At 46.8% G+C, this 20253-nt stretch carries 16 protein-coding genes; 14 read left to right on the top strand and 2 right to left on the bottom strand.

Annotated features, from left to right (window positions below; translation table 11 throughout):
* Nucleotides 1-420: 420 nt before the first annotated feature.
* The 10 genes from HMPREF2955_RS07540 to guaA all read left to right on the top strand — a co-directional run bounded on the left by HMPREF2955_RS07540 (nt 421) and on the right by guaA (nt 12129).
* Entirely contained in the window at nt 421-930 is a 510-nt protein-coding gene (locus tag HMPREF2955_RS07540) for a DMP19 family protein (protein WP_070722345.1), read from the top strand.
* Between the two features lie 60 nt (nt 931-990).
* Complete coding sequence (gene smpB / locus HMPREF2955_RS07545; protein ID WP_009229553.1) at nt 991-1470, top strand: SsrA-binding protein SmpB; 480 nt, start codon at nt 991-993, stop codon at nt 1468-1470.
* A 100-nt stretch (nt 1471-1570) separates the two neighbouring features.
* The gene (gene metH / locus HMPREF2955_RS07550; protein ID WP_083317661.1) at nt 1571-4336 is read left to right on the top strand and encodes a methionine synthase; all 2766 of its coding nucleotides are present in this window, start codon (nt 1571-1573) and stop codon (nt 4334-4336) included.
* Between the two features lie 38 nt (nt 4337-4374).
* Nucleotides 4375-5067, top strand: coding sequence for an ankyrin repeat domain-containing protein (locus tag HMPREF2955_RS07555; protein WP_070722349.1), 693 nt, complete (start codon nt 4375-4377; stop codon nt 5065-5067).
* Nucleotides 5068-5510: 443 nt separating this feature from the next.
* On the top strand, nt 5511-5780 hold the full coding sequence (locus tag HMPREF2955_RS07560; RefSeq protein ID WP_009235450.1) for a co-chaperone GroES: 270 nt from the start codon (nt 5511-5513) through the stop codon (nt 5778-5780).
* Between the two features lie 132 nt (nt 5781-5912).
* Entirely contained in the window at nt 5913-7541 is a 1629-nt protein-coding gene (groL, locus tag HMPREF2955_RS07565; RefSeq protein ID WP_070722351.1) for a chaperonin GroEL, read from the top strand.
* 333 nt (nt 7542-7874) lie between these two features.
* Entirely contained in the window at nt 7875-8060 is a 186-nt protein-coding gene (locus HMPREF2955_RS07570; protein WP_070722353.1) for a transporter, read from the top strand.
* A gap of 28 nt (nt 8061-8088) precedes the next feature.
* Nucleotides 8089-9630: a RapZ C-terminal domain-containing protein gene (locus HMPREF2955_RS07575; protein WP_070722355.1), complete on the top strand. Its 1542-nt coding sequence runs from the start codon at nt 8089-8091 to the stop codon at nt 9628-9630.
* A 104-nt stretch (nt 9631-9734) separates the two neighbouring features.
* A complete protein-coding gene (locus HMPREF2955_RS07580; RefSeq protein ID WP_070722358.1) occupies nt 9735-10511 on the top strand; it encodes a nucleotidyltransferase family protein in 777 nt (258 codons plus the stop codon).
* A 73-nt stretch (nt 10512-10584) separates the two neighbouring features.
* Nucleotides 10585-12129 carry a glutamine-hydrolyzing GMP synthase gene (guaA, locus tag HMPREF2955_RS07585; protein ID WP_070722360.1) on the top strand — a complete coding sequence of 515 codons (1545 nt, stop codon included), beginning with the start codon at nt 10585-10587 and terminating at the stop codon, nt 12127-12129.
* 703 nt (nt 12130-12832) lie between these two features.
* Here guaA and HMPREF2955_RS07595 read toward each other — a convergent pair.
* Entirely contained in the window at nt 12833-13705 is an 873-nt protein-coding gene (locus tag HMPREF2955_RS07595; RefSeq protein WP_009229544.1) for a sigma-70 family RNA polymerase sigma factor, read from the bottom strand.
* Nucleotides 13706-14170: 465 nt separating this feature from the next.
* On the opposite strand from HMPREF2955_RS07595, the gene HMPREF2955_RS07600 reads away from it, so the two are divergent.
* Genes HMPREF2955_RS07600 through HMPREF2955_RS07610 form a run of 3 tightly spaced genes read left to right on the top strand, consistent with a single transcriptional unit; the run spans nt 14171 to nt 17535 of the window.
* Nucleotides 14171-15235, top strand: a complete 1065-nt coding sequence (locus HMPREF2955_RS07600; RefSeq protein ID WP_070722364.1) for a mannose-1-phosphate guanylyltransferase — start codon at nt 14171-14173, stop codon at nt 15233-15235.
* Nucleotides 15236-15249: 14 nt separating this feature from the next.
* On the top strand, nt 15250-16335 hold the full coding sequence (gene gmd / locus HMPREF2955_RS07605; protein ID WP_070722366.1) for a GDP-mannose 4,6-dehydratase: 1086 nt from the start codon (nt 15250-15252) through the stop codon (nt 16333-16335).
* Between the two features lie 27 nt (nt 16336-16362).
* Complete coding sequence (locus tag HMPREF2955_RS07610; RefSeq protein ID WP_070722367.1) at nt 16363-17535, top strand: GDP-L-fucose synthase family protein; 1173 nt, start codon at nt 16363-16365, stop codon at nt 17533-17535.
* 691 nt (nt 17536-18226) lie between these two features.
* Here HMPREF2955_RS07610 and HMPREF2955_RS07615 read toward each other — a convergent pair.
* The gene (locus tag HMPREF2955_RS07615) at nt 18227-18688 is read right to left on the bottom strand and encodes a copper resistance protein NlpE N-terminal domain-containing protein (protein WP_009229540.1); all 462 of its coding nucleotides are present in this window, start codon (nt 18686-18688) and stop codon (nt 18227-18229) included.
* Nucleotides 18689-18849: 161 nt separating this feature from the next.
* Here HMPREF2955_RS07615 and HMPREF2955_RS07620 point away from each other — a divergent pair, with 161 nt between their 5' ends.
* Nucleotides 18850-19746, top strand: coding sequence for a DsbA family protein (locus HMPREF2955_RS07620; protein ID WP_070722369.1), 897 nt, complete (start codon nt 18850-18852; stop codon nt 19744-19746).
* Nucleotides 19747-20253 lie beyond the last annotated feature (507 nt).

Raw genomic sequence — 20253 nt, forward strand, 5'->3', positions numbered from 1 at the left:
ACCAAAACGCACTCTATTTTGCTGCAAATAGCCCCAAAACGGGTGTTAGTGACGATCAGTTTAAATATATATTCATTTCTCCGCATTAACAAATTACCCCCTTTTTGCACCATAACAAACCGTCGCGAGAATCGATTTTTTTGCGGCAAGGTTGGCAGTTGATGGGCAGAAAGGGCACTCAGAATGTTAAAATCCTCGCTAAAAATTGGACAAAAACAATTGTGGCGTATACACGCGATTGGGCAAACGTCACGGGCAACCCATACGCTTACAAACGTCAACGCGAGCGGTTGCAGGGCAGGATTTTGCATTTAGAAAAGCAGCAAAACACCCCATTGCACACTTTCTTACCCCTATTTTGCAGGCATTACGTGCTTTTGTTGTAACTTTGTACACCATAATAACATATAACACTCAACTATGCCCAACAAAGTAACAGTTAGCGACGCCGCTTTAAGACAAGCAGCGGAAGAGGGAATGGACGCCTTTGTAGACATCTTTGTAGATGCCATCAATGCCTCTGTGGGCGGAAAGCTAACCGCCGACACCATGCCACAGCTCAATACCAGCCAAATAACACTCTTGGCTTACCGCATTCTGCGTGACGAGGTGATGGACGGAGGGTTCATCCAACTGATACACAACGGCTATGGCGGCTTTATCTTCCTCAATCCCTTTGCCATGATGGTCAAGCAATGGGGCATCACAGAATTAGGGCGACTCATCAGCAAGGTACACTCCAACTACAAGAAGTATCATGAGGAGATAGAGAAAGACTGTACCGACGAAGAGTTCATGTCGCTTTTCGAGCGGTTCCCTATTTTCGACGACTTCGACGACACTTTCGTTGAACACGAAGAGGAGTGGACGGCTGCCATCGCACAGTATATAGACGGGCATATAGAAGAGTTTGCAGAAATTGTGAACTAGAACGGCTGTTGCATGGAGCAAACCTGCTAACAAGCCACATTTAGAAAGAAAGGACAAACAATGGGCAAAGAAACAGATTCGATAAGAAAGAAAAGCGCCGTACAGATAAGAAACAAGAAGGCATCGTTTGAATACTTCTTCGTTGAAACGTTTATGGCTGGCATCGTTCTTACAGGAACGGAAATAAAGTCTATCCGTATGGGCAAGGCCTCGCTGGTAGACAGCTTTTGCTACATCAACAATGGCGAAATGTGGGTAAAGGGCATGAATATTTCGCCCTATTTCTACGGCTCGTATGCCAACCACGAGGCCAAACGCGACCGCAAGCTGTTGCTCACCAAACGCGAGATACGCAAACTTCAAGAGGCAACCAAGCAAGTGGGCTTTACCATCGTGCCGACACTCGTGTTTATCGACCCACATGGACGGGCAAAGGTTGACATCGCCCTGGTGCGTGGTAAGAAAGAGTTTGACAAGCGGCAAACACTTAAAGAGAAAGAAGACCGCCGACAAATGGACAGAGCAATAAAACGCTACTAAGAAGGCTGGTTATAATAGTGCCAGAGGGCGTTTTAAAAAGCCAATGTAGAGTTTGTATAACACGCCGATGGGCGTAAATGGGAAAGGAAAGGTCGACAAGATGAAAATTCAGGATATAATTAAACAGCGCATCATGATACTCGACGGTGCGCTGGGAACCATGATTCAAGACTACAACTTGGAGGAAAAAGACTTCAGAAATGCCGATTTGACAGAACATGAAGGTCAGCTTAAAGGCAACAACGACGTGCTGAACATCACTCGTCCAGACCTCATTCTCGATATTCACCGCAGGTATTTGGCCGCAGGTGCCGACCTCATTGAGACTAATACCTTTTCTTCGCAAGCCATATCGCAAGCCGATTACCAACTCGAACACCTATCGCGCCCGATGGCCTTGGCAGGTGCAAGACTGGCACGAAAGGCCGCCGACGAATTTAGCACACCCCAATGGCCGCGCTTTGTGTGTGGTTCGGTTGGTCCAACGAACAAAACCTGCTCGATGAGTCCCGACGTTAGCGATGCCGCCGCACGCGACATTACCTACGACCAACTGTTTGATGCCTATCGCGAACAAGTGGGCGCGCTGATAGAAGGCGGTGTAGATGCCATCTTGATAGAAACCATTTTCGACACGCTTAACGCCAAAGCTGCCATCGATGCCACCATAACCGAGATGCAGATGCAAGGTGTTGATCTGCCCATCATGCTCAGTATGACGGTGAGCGACTTAGCCGGACGAACCCTTAGCGGACAAACTATTGAGGGATTTCTTGCCAGCATCAGTTCGTATCCTATCTTCTCGGTTGGGCTTAACTGCTCTTTCGGTGCCGACCAAATGAAACCGTTCCTCAAAGAATTGGCCAGCAAAGCCCCTTATTACATCTCTGCCTACCCCAATGCAGGACTGCCCAACACGATGGGACAATACGATGAGACCGCAGAAAGCATGTCGCCGCAGATTGCCCAATTTATAAACGAGGGCTTAGTGAACATCATTGGCGGCTGTTGTGGTACCGACGACAAGTTTATCGCTAGCTATGCGGCCTTGGCCAAAGGCAAAACACCACACGCCGTGGTGAGCAAGCCCAACACGCTTTGGCTATCTGGGCTTGAAATGCTAAACGTTACGCCCGAAGTTAACTTCGTTAATGTGGGCGAACGATGCAACGTGGCAGGTAGCAAGAAGTTTCTTCGACTTATCAAGGAAGGGCAATACGATGAGGCTATAAGTATTGCACGCAAACAAGTAAGCGATGGCGCATTGGTGCTAGACATCAACATGGACGATGGTCTGCTTGATGCAGAAAAAGAAATGACCACGTTTCTCAACATGATTGCGGCCGAACCCGACATCGCACGCGTGCCCATCATGATCGACTCTTCTAAATGGGATGTCATTATGGCAGGCCTTAAATGCGTGCAAGGCAAGTGTATCGTTAACTCTATTTCGCTGAAAGAGGGCGAAGAGCAATTTATTGAACATGCAAGGGCCTTAAAGCGCTTTGGCGCAGCATGCGTGGTGATGTGTTTCGACGAACAAGGACAAGCCACAACCTTTGAACGGAGAATAGAAATAGCGCAGCGCGCATACCGCATTCTTACACAAGAGGTTGGCATGAATCCGCTAGACATCATCTTCGACCCAAATATTCTGGCCATCGCAACAGGCATTGAAGAGCACGACAACTATGCTCACGAGTTTATTCGCTCGATTGCGTGGATACGTAAGAACCTGCCTGGCACGCATATCAGCGGCGGCGTGAGCAACCTTTCGTTCTCGTTTAGGGGCAACAACTATATTCGCGAGGCCATGCACGCCGTTTTTTTGTACCACGCCATCAACGAAGGCATGGACTTTGGCATCGTAAATCCATCGTCGAAGGTTACTTACAGCGACATTCCCGCCGATGAATTGGAGATTATCGAAGACGTTATCCTTAACCGAAAGCCCAATGCGGCAGAAGCCTTGATAGAATTGGCCAACAAGAAAAAGGAAGAGGAAGAGCGGCGAAAGGCAGGTATGGCAAGTGGCGACGCCGGTACACAAAAGCAAGTGGAAGAAGAATGGAGAAGTTTAGACTTGGATGAACGTCTGAAATACGCACTCCGCAAAGGCATTGGCGACCATCTGGACGAAGACCTGCACTTGGCTTTGGCGCATTTTCCGCATGCTGTTGATATCATTGAGGGCCCTTTGATGGCAGGCATGAACGAGGTTGGCGAACTCTTTGGAGCAGGCAAGATGTTTCTTCCGCAAGTGGTAAAGACTGCACGAACGATGAAACAGGCCGTGGCCATATTGCAACCATACATCGAGAAAGAAAAGAAAGTTGGAGCGACGAAAGCCGGTAAGGTTATCCTGGCTACGGTGAAAGGCGATGTGCACGATATTGGCAAGAACATCGTGGCCGTGGTGATGGCCTGCAACAACTACGAGGTGATAGACCTTGGCGTGATGGTTCCTGCCGAACAAATAATTAAAAAAGCCATTGAAGAGAAGGCGGACATCATTGGATTGAGCGGACTTATCACTCCTTCGCTAGAAGAAATGATTAACGTGGCGCAAGAGATGGAGAAAGCTGGTCTGGACATCCCCATCATGATTGGTGGCGCAACTACCAGTCAGCTGCACGTTGCCTTGAAGATTGCACCCGTGTATGGTGGTCCTGTGGTTTGGATGAAAGATGCCAGCCAAAACTCGTTGGCTGCCGCTAGACTGCTGAACAAGAGTGAAGAAACAGCCTATGTTAATGAACTGAACGACAAATATGAAAACCTAAGAGCTGGCTATCAAGACAAGCAACAAAAGCTGTTGCCCATAGAAGAGGCGCGTAAAAATAGGCTTAGGCTGTTTGATGATTAATGGCGGCGTGCAATTAACATAATAATATACAGTAACTAATGAAAAGGACGCTCTTCTTTGCCCTCCTTTTGCTCTGCATGGCCAGTCTGGGACATGCCCAAAAGGCTGTGCATAAAGATTATTACCGCTCGGCTATAAAGGCTATAAAAAACAACAATCTGGCTGAATTGGCAGCCAATATGAAGTATATAAACAATGTAGATTCCTTTATTCCCTTGGATTCTTACCACTCCTATTCGCTGTTAGGATATGCCTGCCTATATAAAAACAAGTCTGCCATACAGAAATTGATAGCCATGAAAACGAACATAGACGAGGCTTTTGCCGACGAGATATTTATATATGATGCACTTTACATGGCTATTAACAATGAAGATGAAGACTTGGTGAAACAACTACTGACTATGGGAGCAGACCCAAACAGGCCTTATAACGAGAATGGACTGTGCCCTTTGGCGGCAAGTTGCAATGTGAACAACGTAGCAATAGCCTCGCTACTATTAAAACATGGCGCAAAAGCAAATGGATTGGGCAACTTAGGTGGCGACTATATCGAATGTCCGCTAATCAAAGCCGTCATAAAAGGAAATAAAGATATGGTTCTGTTGCTGTTGAAACATGGAGCAAAGAAAGGGGAAAAAGACGAGGAGGGGCGAACTGCGCTCTATTATGCAAAACAGCAGAAACACACCTCAATCATACAAATACTAGAAAAAGCACCAGGTAACTAAAGTTTCCCACTTGTGATTTTCCGCCCTATTTCCACTTATATGCTCATTTCAACATACCGCAAACGGGACATTTCACATCGTGGCAATGTATGTTAACGACTGCATGGCAATCTGGTTCCGCAGTCGCGGAAGACAGAAGGCCGACAAGAGACATCATCTTTTCGGCATCCGCATGGCCAGCTCCGAGTCTCTCCATCGTTTCGCAAACGTCGATGACGAGATTGTTCCACAAGGGCAATCAGGAGATTCTCTATTAGCACTATGTTCGCAGGCCAGAAGCACAAATGAGACTGACACAAAACAATCAACGATGCGAAAAAATGTCAGTTAAGGCATGCCAAGATGTCAATCAACGTTTTTGGCACGCTTTTCGTATAGCATAGGTCGAACGCCTAATCATAAGGCATTCCTTGAAAATAGATTTAATTTAAAACTTAAATACAATGAACATTCAACCATTAGCAGACAGAGTATTAGTTTTACCCGCCCCCGCCGAAGAGAAGGTTGGCGGCATCATTATCCCCGACACGGCCAAGGAAAAGCCACTGAACGGAACCATCGTTGCAGTGGGTGAAGGCACGAAAGACGAGAAAATGATTTTGAAAGAGGGCGACAACGTGCTGTATGGCAAGTATGCTGGCACCGAACTAGAATACGAAGGCAAAAAATACTTGATGATGCGCCAAAGCGATGTGCTGGCCATTGTAAAGTAATAAGGCCGTTGTTTACCCATGCGATATTTGGGGCTATGGTGTGCAATGTACACTATTCTACCCCAACACAGAAACAGTAGGCTGGGCCCTACTCCTTATTATTATATATAACAATTCAATAGTAAAAATAAGATGGCAAAAGAAATTAAATTCGATATAGAAGCACGCGACTTGCTTAAAAATGGTGTAGATAGACTAGCTAACGCCGTTAAAGTTACGCTTGGCCCAAAAGGTCGCAACGTGGTGATTGAAAAGAAATTTGGTGCACCGCAGATTACCAAAGATGGAGTTACCGTTGCAAAAGAAGTTGAGTTGGAAGACCACTTCGAAAACACGGGTGCACAACTCGTAAAGAGCGTTGCCTCGAAAACAGGCGACGATGCAGGCGACGGCACAACCACTGCTACCATACTTACACAAGCCATTGTTAACGAGGGCTTGAAGAACGTAACGGCTGGCGCAAACCCAATGGATTTGAAACGCGGTATCGACAAGGCTGTGAAAGTTGTTGTAGATTATATCCGCGAAACAGCCGAACAAGTAGACGACAACTACGACAAGATTGAACAAGTGGCCTCGGTAAGTGCCAACAACGACCCTGAAATAGGAAAACTTCTTGCTGATGCCATGCGTAAGGTTAGCAAGGATGGCGTTATCACCATCGAAGAAAGCAAGAGCCGCGAAACAAGCATCGGCATTGTAGAGGGTATGCAGTTTGATAGAGGTTACCTCTCTGGCTACTTTGTTACCGACACCGACAAGATGGAGGCTGTAATGGAAAATCCCTACATCCTTATCTACGACAAAAAGATTAGCAACCTGAAAGACTTCCTCCCCATCTTGCAGCCTGCTGCCGAAAGTGGCCGTCCGTTGCTCGTTATTGCAGAAGATGTAGACTCGGAAGCACTTACAACGCTGGTGGTTAACCGTCTGCGTGGCGGCTTGAAGATCTGTGCTGTTAAGGCTCCTGGCTTTGGCGACCGTCGTAAAGCGATGCTCGAAGACATCGCCGTGCTGACGGGCGGATTGGTTATCAGCGAAGAAAAAGGCTTGAAGTTGGAGCAAGCTACCCTCGAAATGATGGGAACCTGCGACAAGGTGGTTGTTTCGAAAGACAACACTACGATTGTTAACGGTGCTGGCGAAAAGCAAAACATCGCCGACCGAGTGGCTCAGATTAAGAACGAGATAGCCAATACCACCAGTTCTTACGACAAAGAGAAATTGCAAGAGCGTTTGGCCAAACTTTCGGGCGGCGTTGCCGTGCTCTATGTAGGTGCTAACAGCGAGGTGGAAATGAAGGAAAAGAAAGACCGCGTTGACGATGCATTGTGTGCAACTCGCGCTGCACTTGAAGAGGGTGTGGTTGCTGGCGGTAGCACAACCTACATCCGCGCCCTAGATGCCTTGAAAGGACTTAAAGGCGACAATGCTGACGAACAGACAGGTATCAACATTGTTGAACGTGCTATTGAAGAGCCTCTTCGTCAAATCGTAATCAATGCAGGCGGTGAAGGTGCAGTAGTGGTGCAAAAGGTTCGCGAAGGCAAAGGCGACTATGGCTACAACGCCCGTACCGATGCCTTTGAAGACATGCGTAAGGCTGGAATTATCGACCCTGCAAAGGTTGCACGCGTGGCATTAGAGAATGCAGCCTCTATCGCAGGCATGTTCCTTACCACCGAATGCCTCATTGTAGAGAAACCATCAGACGCTCCTGCGATGCCTATGGGAAACCCTGGGATGGGCGGAATGATGTAAGATAGTTACAAAAAGGCTCGAAAAAGTGCCAAAACGGCTAAAAACAAGGGCGTTTATCTTCGGATAGGCGTCCTTTTAGCTTTTCTTTGCATACTGATTTGAGTTTTTTAAATAAAAATCTTTTGTAGTTTAATGAGAGTTGACTACATTTGCAAATGTAAAGAAGATACAATGGAGCAATCCATTCAAAGATATTTTTTTGATTTGTTTTAGTAGATTAGTTTTTAAGTAGTTTGTTTTGGAAATCGGTTGTCGGGAGACATCCGATTTTTTTATTGCATATTTTTCGGGCTTTTGGCCATTACACCATAACTTTTTGTTACCTTTGTGTTCATGAAAATAAGAATAAACTGGAAACGCATCCTTGTACTCCTCCTTGTATCGGCAGGCTTGGTCTACATCACCAAGTCGTTCCTCATGTCTGTTGGCATATTTTTGCTGCTCTTTGCAGCCGATAGCTTATTGGCTAGATACGACGAAGACAGGAGAAGACGCAAACAAAGGGAAGAACACGAATAAGAAGATTAAGCAAACGAAGGCGCACAAAATGGAAAAACTAGCTGAACTATATAAACGATGGAAAGGTACGGCTCCAGCTATGATGGCTCAATTGCCCGAAGCGGGGAGTAACCGAAAGTATTACCGACTAACCGGTGAAGACGGAGAAAGTGTTATTGGCGTGGTGGGAAACAGCAGGGACGAAAACCACACCTTTATCTACCTTACCCACCACTTTACGGAAAGGCGATTGCCCGTGCCTCGCATTCTAGCCGTAGACGAAGACGAATTGCGTTACCTGCAAACCGACTTGGGTAGCACTTCTCTATTTGACGTTTTGCGCGGCGGGCGCGAATCGGGAGGAAGGTACAACATGCACGAGAAACAATTGCTTACTGCCGTTATACGCGAACTGCCCAACATACAGATAAGAGGCGCGCGCGGATTGGATTGGCAAGTGTGTTATCCACAACCAGAGTTTGATGTCGATAGTGTGCTTTTCGACCTTAACTACTTTAAATATTGCTTTCTTAAAGCCACAGAACTTGAATTTCATGAGCTAAAATTGGAGGCTAACTTCCGCCTTTTTGCTAAGGATTTGACGTCGGAAAAGAGCGAGAGTTTTCTTTATCGCGACTTCCAAGCGCGCAATGTGATGCTCGACAACAATGGAAAGCCCTATTTCATCGATTACCAAGGTGGCCGAAAGGGTCCGTTTTACTACGATTTGGCCTCGTTCCTATGGCAGGCGGCAGCCAAATATCCCTTTAAACTGCGCCGCGAACTGGTTTACGAATACTACAACTCGCTGAAAAACTACACCGAAGTGCCATCGGTAAGACATTTCGTTGAACGTCTCAGCCTTTTCGTTCTATTCAGAACATTGCAAGTATTGGGCGCTTATGGGTTCAGGGGCTACTTCGAACACAAGAAACATTTCATCAATAGCATTCCCCCAGCCATTGATAACTTGCGCGAATTGCTTAAACTGAAAAAGTTCTTCCCCTACCCTTACATGATGGACATGCTGAGGCGACTGACCGAGTTGCCGCAATTCGCCCACATCGAAGAACCAGCACTGAGTCGTGCCGATGGCTTTAAGACAACCCCCCACACCGTATATAAGGCGCACCCACAAGATGGACCCGCCACGTTTTCTAAGTACGACGGCAAAGGACCGCTAGTGGTTAACGTTTACAGTTTCTCTTATCGCAAGGGCATTCCCGAAGACACGTCGGGCAATGGCGGCGGATATGTTTTCGATTGTCGTTCTACGCACAACCCCGGACGTTACGAACCTTATAAGCAATTAACAGGACTTGACGAGCCCGTTATCCGTTTCTTGGAAGACGATGGCGAGATACTAAACTTCCTTGATGGCGTTTATGCCTTGGCCGATCACCACGTGCGTCGTTACATTCAGCGCGGTTTCACCAGCCTGATGTTTTGCTTTGGCTGTACGGGCGGTCAGCATCGCAGCGTTTATTCGGCACAGCATTTGGCCGAACATCTGCATAAGAAGTTTGGCATTGAGGTGCATATCACCCATCGCGAGCAAAACATCAGTTCGGTTTTGCAGGCAAAGCGCTAACGAGAGAACATCGTTGGCAGTCAGCCAAAAGGCACGGCGAAACCTTTGTCGAGTGAAAAAATATCGTTAAATTTGCAACACAATAAAATACAAACAGCACGAGCATGATGCAAGCAATGATTTTTGCGGCAGGTTTGGGCACAAGACTTAAACCGCTTACCGACACCATACCCAAGGCATTGGTTGAGGTTGGCGGAGAAACCTTGCTGCAACGCACCATCGAAAGGCTGAAAGCTTGCGGCGTAAAAAGTATGGTGATTAATGTTCACCACTTTGCGCAAGCCATCATAGACTATCTGCAAGCCAACAATAACTTCGGCGTAGAGATTGCCGTAAGCGACGAATCGCAACACTTACTCGACACAGGAGGCGGACTGAAAAAGGCTGCTCAGCTCTTTTCGCCCACAGCCAACATCCTCATTCACAACGTAGACATCATTAGCAATGTAGACTTACAAGCGTTTTATGCCCACCAAGCACAGAGCGATGCCTTGCTCCTAGTAAGCCAACGCGAAACAAAACGCTACCTACTTTTCAATGACGACATGCGACTTGTTGGCTGGACGAACATAGAAACGGGAGAAGTACGCTCGCCCTACCCCACACTCAACCCACAGACCTGTAAGAAACTGGCCTTCGCCGGCATCCATTCGTTTTCGCCAAAGCTTTTCGAAAAGATGGAGAAATACCCTGCAAAGTTCGGCATCATCGACTTTTATCTCGACCAGTGTGCCCAAAACGACATCCGCGGGTACGAACAGCAGGGGCTGCAACTGCTCGATGTGGGCAAGCTTAACACTCTAGAACGTCTGCCAAAGCCCAAAACTGGCGGTCTCGGCGTCAGCGATGCAGACATCTTACAGCATTTGTATGCGCAATAAACAACAAGGCTCTTCACCGTGTACATAAGCGATTGGAAACGAACGAGGAACCGATTTCATACTCAACGACAACATGCAACAAAAGATTATCATCTTGGATTTCGGGTCGCAGACCACACAACTCATTGGTCGCCGTGTGCGCGAGCTCGACACTTTCTGCGAGATTTTACCCTATAACAAGTTTCCCAAAGACGACCCCTCCGTCATTGGCGTCATCCTTAGCGGCTCGCCTTACTCTGTTCACGACAAGGAGGCGTTTAAAGTAGACTTAAACGACTTTATCGGAAAATACCCTGTGCTGGGCATTTGCTATGGCGCGCAATTCATATCGCATGCCAATGGCGGAAAGGTAGAGCAAACGGGAACGCGCGAATACGGCCGCGCCCACCTGCAAGAGATATGCCTAGACAACCCCTTGTTCGCAGGATTTGAGCCTAACTCGCAGGTGTGGATGAGCCACGGCGACACCATTACGGCCATTCCAGAAGGCTATCGTGTCATCGCCTCCACCAACGATGTTAAGTTTGCGGCCTATGCAAGCGAGCAAAATCCCGTTTGGGCGGTTCAGTTCCACCCCGAAGTGTTCCACTCCACCCAAGGAACAACGCTTCTTAAAAACTTTGTTGTGAACATCTGCGGAAGTAAACAACAATGGAGTGCGGCATCGTTTGTGGAGAGTACGGTGAACGAACTGAAAGCGCAATTGGGCAACGACCGAGTAATTTTGGGACTTAGCGGAGGAGTAGATTCAAGCGTTTGCGCCGCATTGCTCAATCGAGCCATCGGCGATAAGCTCACCTGCATCTTCGTAGATCATGGCATGTTGCGCAAAAACGAGTTCCAAAAGGTGATGGAAGCCTACAAGGGACTAGGCTTGAACGTGGTTGGCGTTGATGCCAGCGATAAGTTCTTTGCCGACTTAGAGGGCGTTAGCGACCCCGAAGAAAAGCGAAAGATTATCGGCCGCGACTTTGTTGAGGTGTTCAATGCCGAAGCAAAGAAGATTACCGACGCCAAATGGTTGGCCCAAGGCACTATCTATCCCGACCGAATTGAAAGCCTTAGCATCACAGGCATGGTTATCAAGAGCCACCACAACGTGGGCGGACTGCCCAAGGAGATGCACTTGCAACTATGCGAACCCCTGCAATGGCTGTTCAAAGATGAAGTTAGGCGCGTTGGTTTGGAAATGGGAATGCCCCAACGCCTTATCAAACGCCATCCCTTCCCCGGTCCTGGGCTTGCCGTTCGTATCCTTGGCGACATCACGCGCGAAAAGGTGCGCATCCTACAAGAGGCAGACGACATCTACATTGAGAACATGCACAACTATATTTGCGAAGATGGCGAAGAGCTATACGACAAGATCTGGCAGGCCGGAACTGTTCTGCTTTCTTCGGTTCGCAGTGTAGGCGTAATGGGCGACGAACGCACTTACGAACACCCTGTGGCCTTACGTGCCGTGACAAGTACCGACGCCATGACTGCCGACTGGGCTCACCTACCCTACGACTTCATGGCTAAGGTGTCTAATGAGATTATAAATAAGGTGAAAGGCGTAAACCGCGTATGTTACGACATTTCGTCCAAACCGCCTTCGACTATCGAATGGGAATAAAAATGTGGGCATTAGCCTAACCTTTTACATACTCCAATAGAGAAGTCGTTTTGCCTTTAAATACTTTTCTTTAATTTGAGAGGAGTGTTTCTATCTTTGTGTGTTAAAACCAAGATAAACACACCTCTCCATGTATGCAGCACAGAACAAAGATGCGATAAGACCAGAGATTTATCCCCATTTGTCCGTGGCAAAAGGCGATTATGTATCAAAAAAGTACCCTAGCAGAAGTTATTCAATCTCTTTTCCATAAGCCGAAACTGTCTGCCAACGGCGGGTTGCTTCTGCATTTCCATAATTCTGTCGCCGTGGGTCGTGGGCTGCATGCCTTGCAACCGCTCGCGCAGATGGCAGTAAGCGCACGTGCTTTTCGTACCGTTTGCCCACGTGCGTGTTTGCGATACAGTTGTTCTTTTGTATAGTTTTCGGCAAGAATTTTAACATTATGAGTGCCTTTCTCGTCCGCCAATCGTCCACTTGCCGCAAAAAATCGATTCTCGCGAGGGTTGCTTTTGATGCAAAAAGCGGTTAGTTGTAAATGCAGCCAAAATGAATTTTTATTTAAAATAACCGTCATCTACCCCATTTGGAGAGCCATTTGTTGCTAAATGAAGTGCAATATGGGCAATTGGCCACTGCTTATAAAAAAACATCCCACCAAGCAAATGGCGGGATGTTCGTAATCATTGTTAAGGGCAATGTGTTAGCCCAGATATTTCATTAAAATCTTTGCGTTGCCGCTGTCGCGCAGTTTGGCAATGCTCTTTTCACGTATTTGTCTTACGCGTTCGCGTGTAAGTCCCAGTTGGTCGCCAATCTCTTCAAGTCCTTTTTCGTGGCAGCCAATACCGAAACACTCTCGGATAATGGTTATTTCCCTATCTTTAAGCACCTTTGCCAAAACGCTATTCAGTTCGAGTGCCATCGACTCGTGGTCGGCTTGCTTGTCTGTTCGGCTATCGTCGCCAGAAGCCATCACGTCGAGCATGCAATTGTCTTCGCCATCTTGGAAAGGCGCATCAATACTCACGTGGTGTCCGTCTGCCATCAGGCTCTGTCCGATTTTCTCCTCGTCGATGTTTGTTGCATCCGACAATTCCGAAACGGAAGGATGACGTTGGTTTTCTTGTTCAAACTTATTTATCTCGTGATTGATTTTGTTGAGCGAACCAACTTGGTTGAGGGGTAGCCTCACAATACGACTTTGTTCAGCAATGGCTTGAAGGATGCTTTGGCGTATCCACCAAACGGCGTACGAGATGAACTTGAAACCACGTGTCTCGTCGAACTTCTGTGCAGCCTTAATCAACCCAATATTACCCTCGTCTATCAAGTCGGTGAGCGTCAACCCCTGATGCTGATACTGTTTCGCAACAGACACAACAAAGCGTAGATTGGCCGTAACCAGCTTGTCTTTCGCCTTCTCGCCCTCGGGGCCACCCTTCCTTATCTTTTGGGCAAGCTCTATCTCCTCGTCAATTGAAATCAATGGAGCCCTTCCTATTTCAACAAGGTATTTGTCAAGTGCCTCACTAGAGCGATTGGTAATGCTTTTTTGAATTTTTAATTGCCTCATTTTTTAACCTCACATCAAATTTAAATGTCCGTTAACTTGTTTTTAAAACATGCCGTAAAACCTTGCAAAGTTAATGAAAAAAAACCAGATATGCAAGTTTTTGCCAATGTATTACTACCAAGAAGTGTGCCAAACCGTACATCTTGCAAAAAGAAATGCCGAAATGTTTTTGTAGGCTTAAAAAAAAACGCTAACTTTGCCTGCGGTGAAAGCTTGGAAAAATAAGCACACAGCACTTAATGAACGATAAAAACGATTTGTCATTATATGGTCTTCACCGATAAAACGATGAACAACAGGCAAGAAGCGTTATGCCTTGTTTCAAACAATTAACAATCAGCACAATACAAGGGAGCGTGCAGGCACAATAACCGCTCATCTACAAGCGTATGCCGCAAAACAAAACAAAGAATAGCCTGTTTTGCCTGCCGCCAAACCCTGCAAGGATATAAATATAACGATTTTATGAGCACGAACAAATTTAATCATCTCGTCATCATGGCAGGTGGAGTTGGCAGTAGGTTTTGGCCAATGAGCACCGAAGAGAAACCCAAGCAATTTATCGACGTGCTTGGCACGGGGCGTTCGTTGTTGCAACTCACGCTCGATAGGTTCGCAACAGTATGCCCTCCGTCGAACGTATGGATTGTAACCAACAAGAAATACCAAAGCGTGGTGGCCGAGCAGCTGCCAGAAATCGACCCAAGCCACATCTTACTCGAACCATGCAGGCGCAACACTGCCCCCTGCATCGCATACGTCAGTTGGCGAATAAAAAAAGAATGCCCCGGAGCTAATGTCATCGTCACCCCTAGCGACCATGTGGTAACCGACGTACAGGAGTTTAGACGCGTGGTTAATTCATGCCTTAAATTCACAAGCGAAACAGATGCCATACTCACATTAGGTATGAAACCCACACGTCCCGAAACGGGATATGGATACATTCAGGCCGACCTCAGTGTCAATTCGGCACGCAATACCGAGGTGTTCAGAGTCGATTCGTTCCGTGAAAAGCCCGACTTGCCCACGGCAACAGAATACATCAGCAAGAACAACTACTTCTGGAATGCAGGCATTTTCATTTGGAGCGTTCACACCATTGTTAACGCTTTCAGGGTTTACCAGCCTGCAATGAGCAAGCTTTTCGAAGGATTGATGCCCTATTATGGAACCCCTGAAGAGCAAGCGAAGATTGACGAGACGTACCCTCAGTGCGAAAACATCTCGGTAGACTATGCCATCATGGAGAAAGCAGAAGAGATTTTCGTTTGTCCTGCCGAGTTCGGATGGAGCGATTTGGGCACTTGGGGCAGCCTTTGGGAACAGTCTAAGCGCGACCTTTACGGTAATGCCAGCATCGGAAACAACATTAAGCTCTTCGATTCGCACAATTGCATCGTGCACACCACCCAAGAACAACGTGTGGTGATACAAGGGCTTGACGATTGTATCGTGGCCGAACAAGATGGCATTTTGCTTATTTGCAAGCGAAGTGAAGAACAACGTATAAAACAATTCAGTGAATAACAAACATAATTAACATGGAAAGAAAAGTTGCGCTCATCACAGGCATCACCGGTCAAGACGGCAGTTACCTGGCTGAGCTCTTAACTGAGAAAGGCTACGACGTACATGGATTGCTCAGGCGTTCGTCGTCGTTCAACACGGGGAGGATAGAACATCTCTACCTAGACGAATGGGTCAGGGACATGAAAAAGCAGCGCCCCGTCAACCTGCACTGGGCCGACATGACCGATTCGTCGTCGCTTATCCGCATCATCGGCGAAGTTCGCCCCACCGAAATATACAACTTGGCTGCACAAAGCCACGTGAAAGTGTCGTTCGAAGTACCCGAATACACCGCCGATGTTGACGCGACGGGCGTGTTGCGACTGCTTGAGGCCGTGCGTATCTGCGGACTAGAAAAGCAATGCCGCATCTACCAGGCCTCCACTTCCGAACTTTATGGCAAGGTGCAAGAGGTTCCACAGAAAGAAACCACACCCTTCTACCCACGTTCGCCCTATTCGGTGGCCAAACTATACGGCTATTGGATTGTGAAAAACTATCGCGAAAGCTACGGCATGTATTGCTGCAACGGCATCTTGTTCAACCACGAGAGCGAACGAAGGGGCGAAACCTTCGTTACGCGCAAGATAACGCTCGCCGCATGCCGCATCAAACAGGGATTTCAAGACAAGCTTTATTTGGGCAACCTCGATGCCAAGCGCGATTGGGGATATGCCAAAGACTACGTGGAATGTATGTGGATGATGCTGCAACAAGAGCAACCCGAAGACTTTGTCATCGCTACGGGCGAAATGCACACCGTACGCGAATTTTGCGAATTAGCCTTTAAAGAGGTGGGAATAGACATCCGCTGGGAAGGTCAGGGCGTGAACGAGAAGGGTATCGACGTTCAAACCAACCGCGTACTCATAGAGGTAGACCCCAAATATTTCCGCCCATGTGAGGTAGACCAGCTTCTTGGCGATCCCACGAAAGCCAAAACGAAGTTGGGATGGAGTCCTACCAAAACGTCTTTCAAGCAATTGATTAAAAAGATGGTGGAACACGACATGCTGTTCGTTAAAAAACTATATATCAAGGCGCAGATGCCCGAATAGGCCTAACAACCCCATTAAACCTGCGAAATGCTACATAAAGATACGAAAATATATGTGGCCGGACACCGAGGACTTGTTGGGTCGGCCATTTGGAAGAACCTCCAAACAAGAGGGTATCACAACCTTGTGGGGCGCACACACAACGAACTAGACCTTACCAACCAAGCACAAGTGCGCGCCTTCTTCGACGAAGAACAGCCCGAGGCCGTGGTTTTGGCCGCTGCACATGTGGGAGGCATCATGGCCAACTCACTATATAGGGCCGACTTCATCATGCTGAACATGCAGATGCAGTGCAACGTAATTAGCGAATCATTTCGCCACAACGTTAAAAAGCTACTCTTTTTGGGTTCAACATGTATATATCCTAAGAACGCAACCCAGCCAATAAAGGAGGATGAGCTGCTTACTTCGCCCTTGGAATACACCAACGAGGAGTATGCACTAGCCAAAATATCCGGCCTAAAAATGTGCGAGAGCTACAATTTGCAGTATGGTACGAACTATATTGCCGTGATGCCCACCAACCTATATGGGCCAAACGACAATTTTCACTTGGAAAACAGCCATGTTATGCCTGCCATGATGCGAAAGATTTACCTGGCCAAGCTTATCAACGAAGACAATTGGCAGGCTATTCGCACCGACTTAAACAAACGCCCAGTGGAAGGTGTTGACGGCACTGCCCAAGAACAACGCATTTTAGAAGTACTATCTAAATATGGTATTGCCGACAATGCGGTGCAACTGTGGGGTACGGGCAAACCACTTCGCGAATTTTTGTGGAGCGAAGACATGGCCGACGCCAGCGTACACGTACTGCTTAACGTGGATTTCAGCGACATCATCGGCATTGAGAAATACTCTTCGGTGTTCTATGGGGCTGAAACCAACGGCCAAAACGACCGAAACTCGAACGCTGGACGTGGTGGTGCCATTCCAGCATTGGGCGAAATAAGGAACTGCCACATCAATGTTGGTACGGGAAAGGAGATTACAATCAAACAATTGGCGCAACTTATAGCGCTGGCTGTCGACTTTAAGGGCGACATTCAGTTCGATTCCACCAAACCAGATGGCACTCCACGCAAACTCACTGATGTTACAAAGCTGAACAATCTTGGCTGGAAACACAAGGTGGAGATTGCCGATGGCGTTGCAAAACTCTTCGCTTGGTATCAAAACGACCTGAAAGCATAGCGACAAACATCCTGCGTTCAGTTGCGCAGAAATGATGCTTTCTTAGATATCTATTTGTAGGCATTTAAATGAAAGTTGCATTTTAGCATTACGACAAACGGGTTACAATTGGACAACTCTCCCAATTGTAACCCGTTTTTTATCCCTAACACGGTTATCAAGACATTTATTAATCTCTTTCAAACGCACCCTCTCCGTTAAGCCCCAATCAGTCTTTAGGGCATGTTCTGGTTTTGTTCGCTTGCCGGCATGTTGTCTGTCTTATCCTTGAAGGCGTAGTGGTCTACGTCGAGCGAATAAGGTAGGCAAGATGCCGGCAAGCAAACGAATGATGAACACGAAACGGTGGAAACAACCTAAAATAATTGATAAGCGGTGTGACTACCGATTGGGGTTAAAACTTTCTTCGTCAAGAACTGCTGAATTCAATCCGTGTTCCAACCGAAGACCACTTACACGGAAGAACTTTTAGGGTGGATGATGGTCTGAAAGGGGCTTACCTTTCGAAAACAAAATCCGCAATGCCTATTCAAGAGCATTGCGGATAGAGCAATCGAGCCGATTTGAAGTTTGCAGTTAGCGAGATAAAAAATAACATAAGCAATATGGCTAAACGAGTTCATCCCGCACGGAGAGACATACGCCCCAACCGTACGGGATGATAAAATGGTTTTACTTCTTAATGCTGTAATTACTTAACCAGCTTCAAGGTGTAGTCGTTGCCACTGGCAGCCTCTTCCAATTGGTCGTTAACAACGCTCAAAGTAGCGTCGTCTTTAACGAGCAGATAAAGAGCGTTATCCTTGTCCATAGGTAACTTGTAAGCCGTTACAGCCTTACCCTTAACGTCTTTCTTAATCATTTCAACGTTGCCGGTGTAGGTCTTCACGTCGTCTTTGCCGTCCTTAGCCTGCAAGTAAACCTCTTCCATCGTGAAGGTCTTTGCAGAGTCGCCAGACAAAGTTACAGTATACTTGATACCAGGACCGTCTGCTGCGGGGATAGTTCCGCTATAAGTCATGCCTGTTGCAGCATTTGTTGTGTCAACAGCCATAACCGAGTCCTTAGGATTTTCTGCCTTAGCGTTCTTGCCCGTTTGGTTACAAGAAGCGATAACTGCGCAAGCAGCTACCATCATAAATAACTTTTTCATGTTTCTCTTTTTATGTTTTAATTAAATCGGATGCAAACTTAGAACAAAAAACGCATAAAACAATGATTTGTATTCATAAAAGAGTTTAAAATGATGGATAAAAGTTGTTTTATGAGTAACTTTGTGCTTAACAACATAAACCAAATCATAAAGACAACACAATGAGCAAAGTAATCATAACCAACGTTACCGACCCAGTTTGCCCTTGGTGCTGGGGCGAAGAACCCTTTTTCAGAAAGTTAGAGACCCATTTCCCAAACCTTATAACTTGGCGAAACGTTATGGGCGGCCTTGTTGAGGATATGAATAAGAACAAACCGGCCGACATGGACGTCCGCTCCTATTATAATAAGGAAAACAAAGACTTCATAGCCCATTGCCTGGAAACGGCCGATAAACACCACATGCCCATCAAAGCGGAAGGATTCAACCTCTTTTCTGAAACAGAAAACTCATCTTTCCCCCTTTGCATCGCCTTTAAAGCGGCGCAAATGGCCGACACGAAAAAGGCCGATCTCTTTCTGTATAACTTGCGCGCGGCAGTTATGGCCGAGGCCAGACAAGCTATATCCGAAGCCGAACTTATTGCCATTGCCGACGAAAGTGGCATCGACATCTCCGCTTTTCTCGACCCATTGAACGATGGTTCGGCCGAAAAAGCTTTTTGGCAAGACGTTGAAGAGGCCAAAGCCCTCAAAGTTGAGGTGTTTCCCACCTTTGTTTTCGAGTACGAAGGCAAAAAGATGGCTCTTAAAAGTTTCCGCGATTACAACACGATGGCTGCCATGATAAAGGCTGTTAGCGGTGGAAAGCTATTGCCACAAGACGTTAGTTTCTCGCCAGAGACTTTGTTCGAGCTAATGGAAACGCATCCCCGACTAGCTGCCGAAGAGGTGAAAGAGGCTTTCGACTTTTCCGACTTGCAAACTATGGAGGACGCTATTGCTCCACTTTTGACCACGGGTGACCTGATAAAACAACCTGCCGACAACAGCTATTTCGTAAGAAAGCCTGCCAAAGGCATGGCATGCGACCTAACAACAGGTATCTGTAAATAATATCATTCGGCGAGGAACGTATCCTTGTTTGCAGGAGATAAGAAAACAGGGGGGTGTTATTGCATGGGCAATACATCCCCTCTTTCTTGCAGCGAACAAGCTCTCACCCCACTCCACCCCTACAACGAGGAGTAGAAACGGCAAACCACATCTCCTCTATTAACTGCTTAGATAAAACTCCTAACCTCCCCAAACTCACAAACACCATCAACCCACAAACTAACCAACTCCATTAACTCACAAACTCACGAACTCAATAACTTAGCAACTCAAAAACTTAAAATACTATCTTTTATTTTCAATACCACTCTTATTTTCGTTCTGTTCTAGCGAAAATATAGGTCATAAAGTAGGTAAATCACCCCTTTTTCTAACCATTCACACCATCCGTTTTGTCCATTTTTAAGAACGTAACCTGTATTTTGTACCATTTAGCCTTTCTAGTTTGGTTGACGGCCCGTAATTCTTCAAGGCCAATTACCCGCTTTTAGCCCCTAAAATCTCACT

This window comes from Prevotella sp. HMSC073D09 (assembly GCF_001814145.1).
Lineage (GTDB): Bacteria > Bacteroidota > Bacteroidia > Bacteroidales > Bacteroidaceae > Prevotella > Prevotella conceptionensis.

Coding starts and splice junctions, on each gene's coding strand:
- HMPREF2955_RS07540 (WP_070722345.1), top strand. CDS start 421: ATGCCCAACAAAGTAACAGTTAGCGACGCCGCTTTAAGACAAGCAGCG.
- smpB (WP_009229553.1), top strand. CDS start 991: ATGGGCAAAGAAACAGATTCGATAAGAAAGAAAAGCGCCGTACAGATA.
- metH (WP_083317661.1), top strand. CDS start 1,571: ATGAAAATTCAGGATATAATTAAACAGCGCATCATGATACTCGACGGT.
- HMPREF2955_RS07555 (WP_070722349.1), top strand. CDS start 4,375: ATGAAAAGGACGCTCTTCTTTGCCCTCCTTTTGCTCTGCATGGCCAGT.
- HMPREF2955_RS07560 (WP_009235450.1), top strand. CDS start 5,511: ATGAACATTCAACCATTAGCAGACAGAGTATTAGTTTTACCCGCCCCC.
- groL (WP_070722351.1), top strand. CDS start 5,913: ATGGCAAAAGAAATTAAATTCGATATAGAAGCACGCGACTTGCTTAAA.
- HMPREF2955_RS07570 (WP_070722353.1), top strand. CDS start 7,875: ATGAAAATAAGAATAAACTGGAAACGCATCCTTGTACTCCTCCTTGTA.
- HMPREF2955_RS07575 (WP_070722355.1), top strand. CDS start 8,089: ATGGAAAAACTAGCTGAACTATATAAACGATGGAAAGGTACGGCTCCA.
- HMPREF2955_RS07580 (WP_070722358.1), top strand. CDS start 9,735: ATGATGCAAGCAATGATTTTTGCGGCAGGTTTGGGCACAAGACTTAAA.
- guaA (WP_070722360.1), top strand. CDS start 10,585: ATGCAACAAAAGATTATCATCTTGGATTTCGGGTCGCAGACCACACAA.
- HMPREF2955_RS07595 (WP_009229544.1), bottom strand. CDS start 13,705: ATGAGGCAATTAAAAATTCAAAAAAGCATTACCAATCGCTCTAGTGAG.
- HMPREF2955_RS07600 (WP_070722364.1), top strand. CDS start 14,171: ATGAGCACGAACAAATTTAATCATCTCGTCATCATGGCAGGTGGAGTT.
- gmd (WP_070722366.1), top strand. CDS start 15,250: ATGGAAAGAAAAGTTGCGCTCATCACAGGCATCACCGGTCAAGACGGC.
- HMPREF2955_RS07610 (WP_070722367.1), top strand. CDS start 16,363: ATGCTACATAAAGATACGAAAATATATGTGGCCGGACACCGAGGACTT.
- HMPREF2955_RS07615 (WP_009229540.1), bottom strand. CDS start 18,688: ATGAAAAAGTTATTTATGATGGTAGCTGCTTGCGCAGTTATCGCTTCT.
- HMPREF2955_RS07620 (WP_070722369.1), top strand. CDS start 18,850: ATGAGCAAAGTAATCATAACCAACGTTACCGACCCAGTTTGCCCTTGG.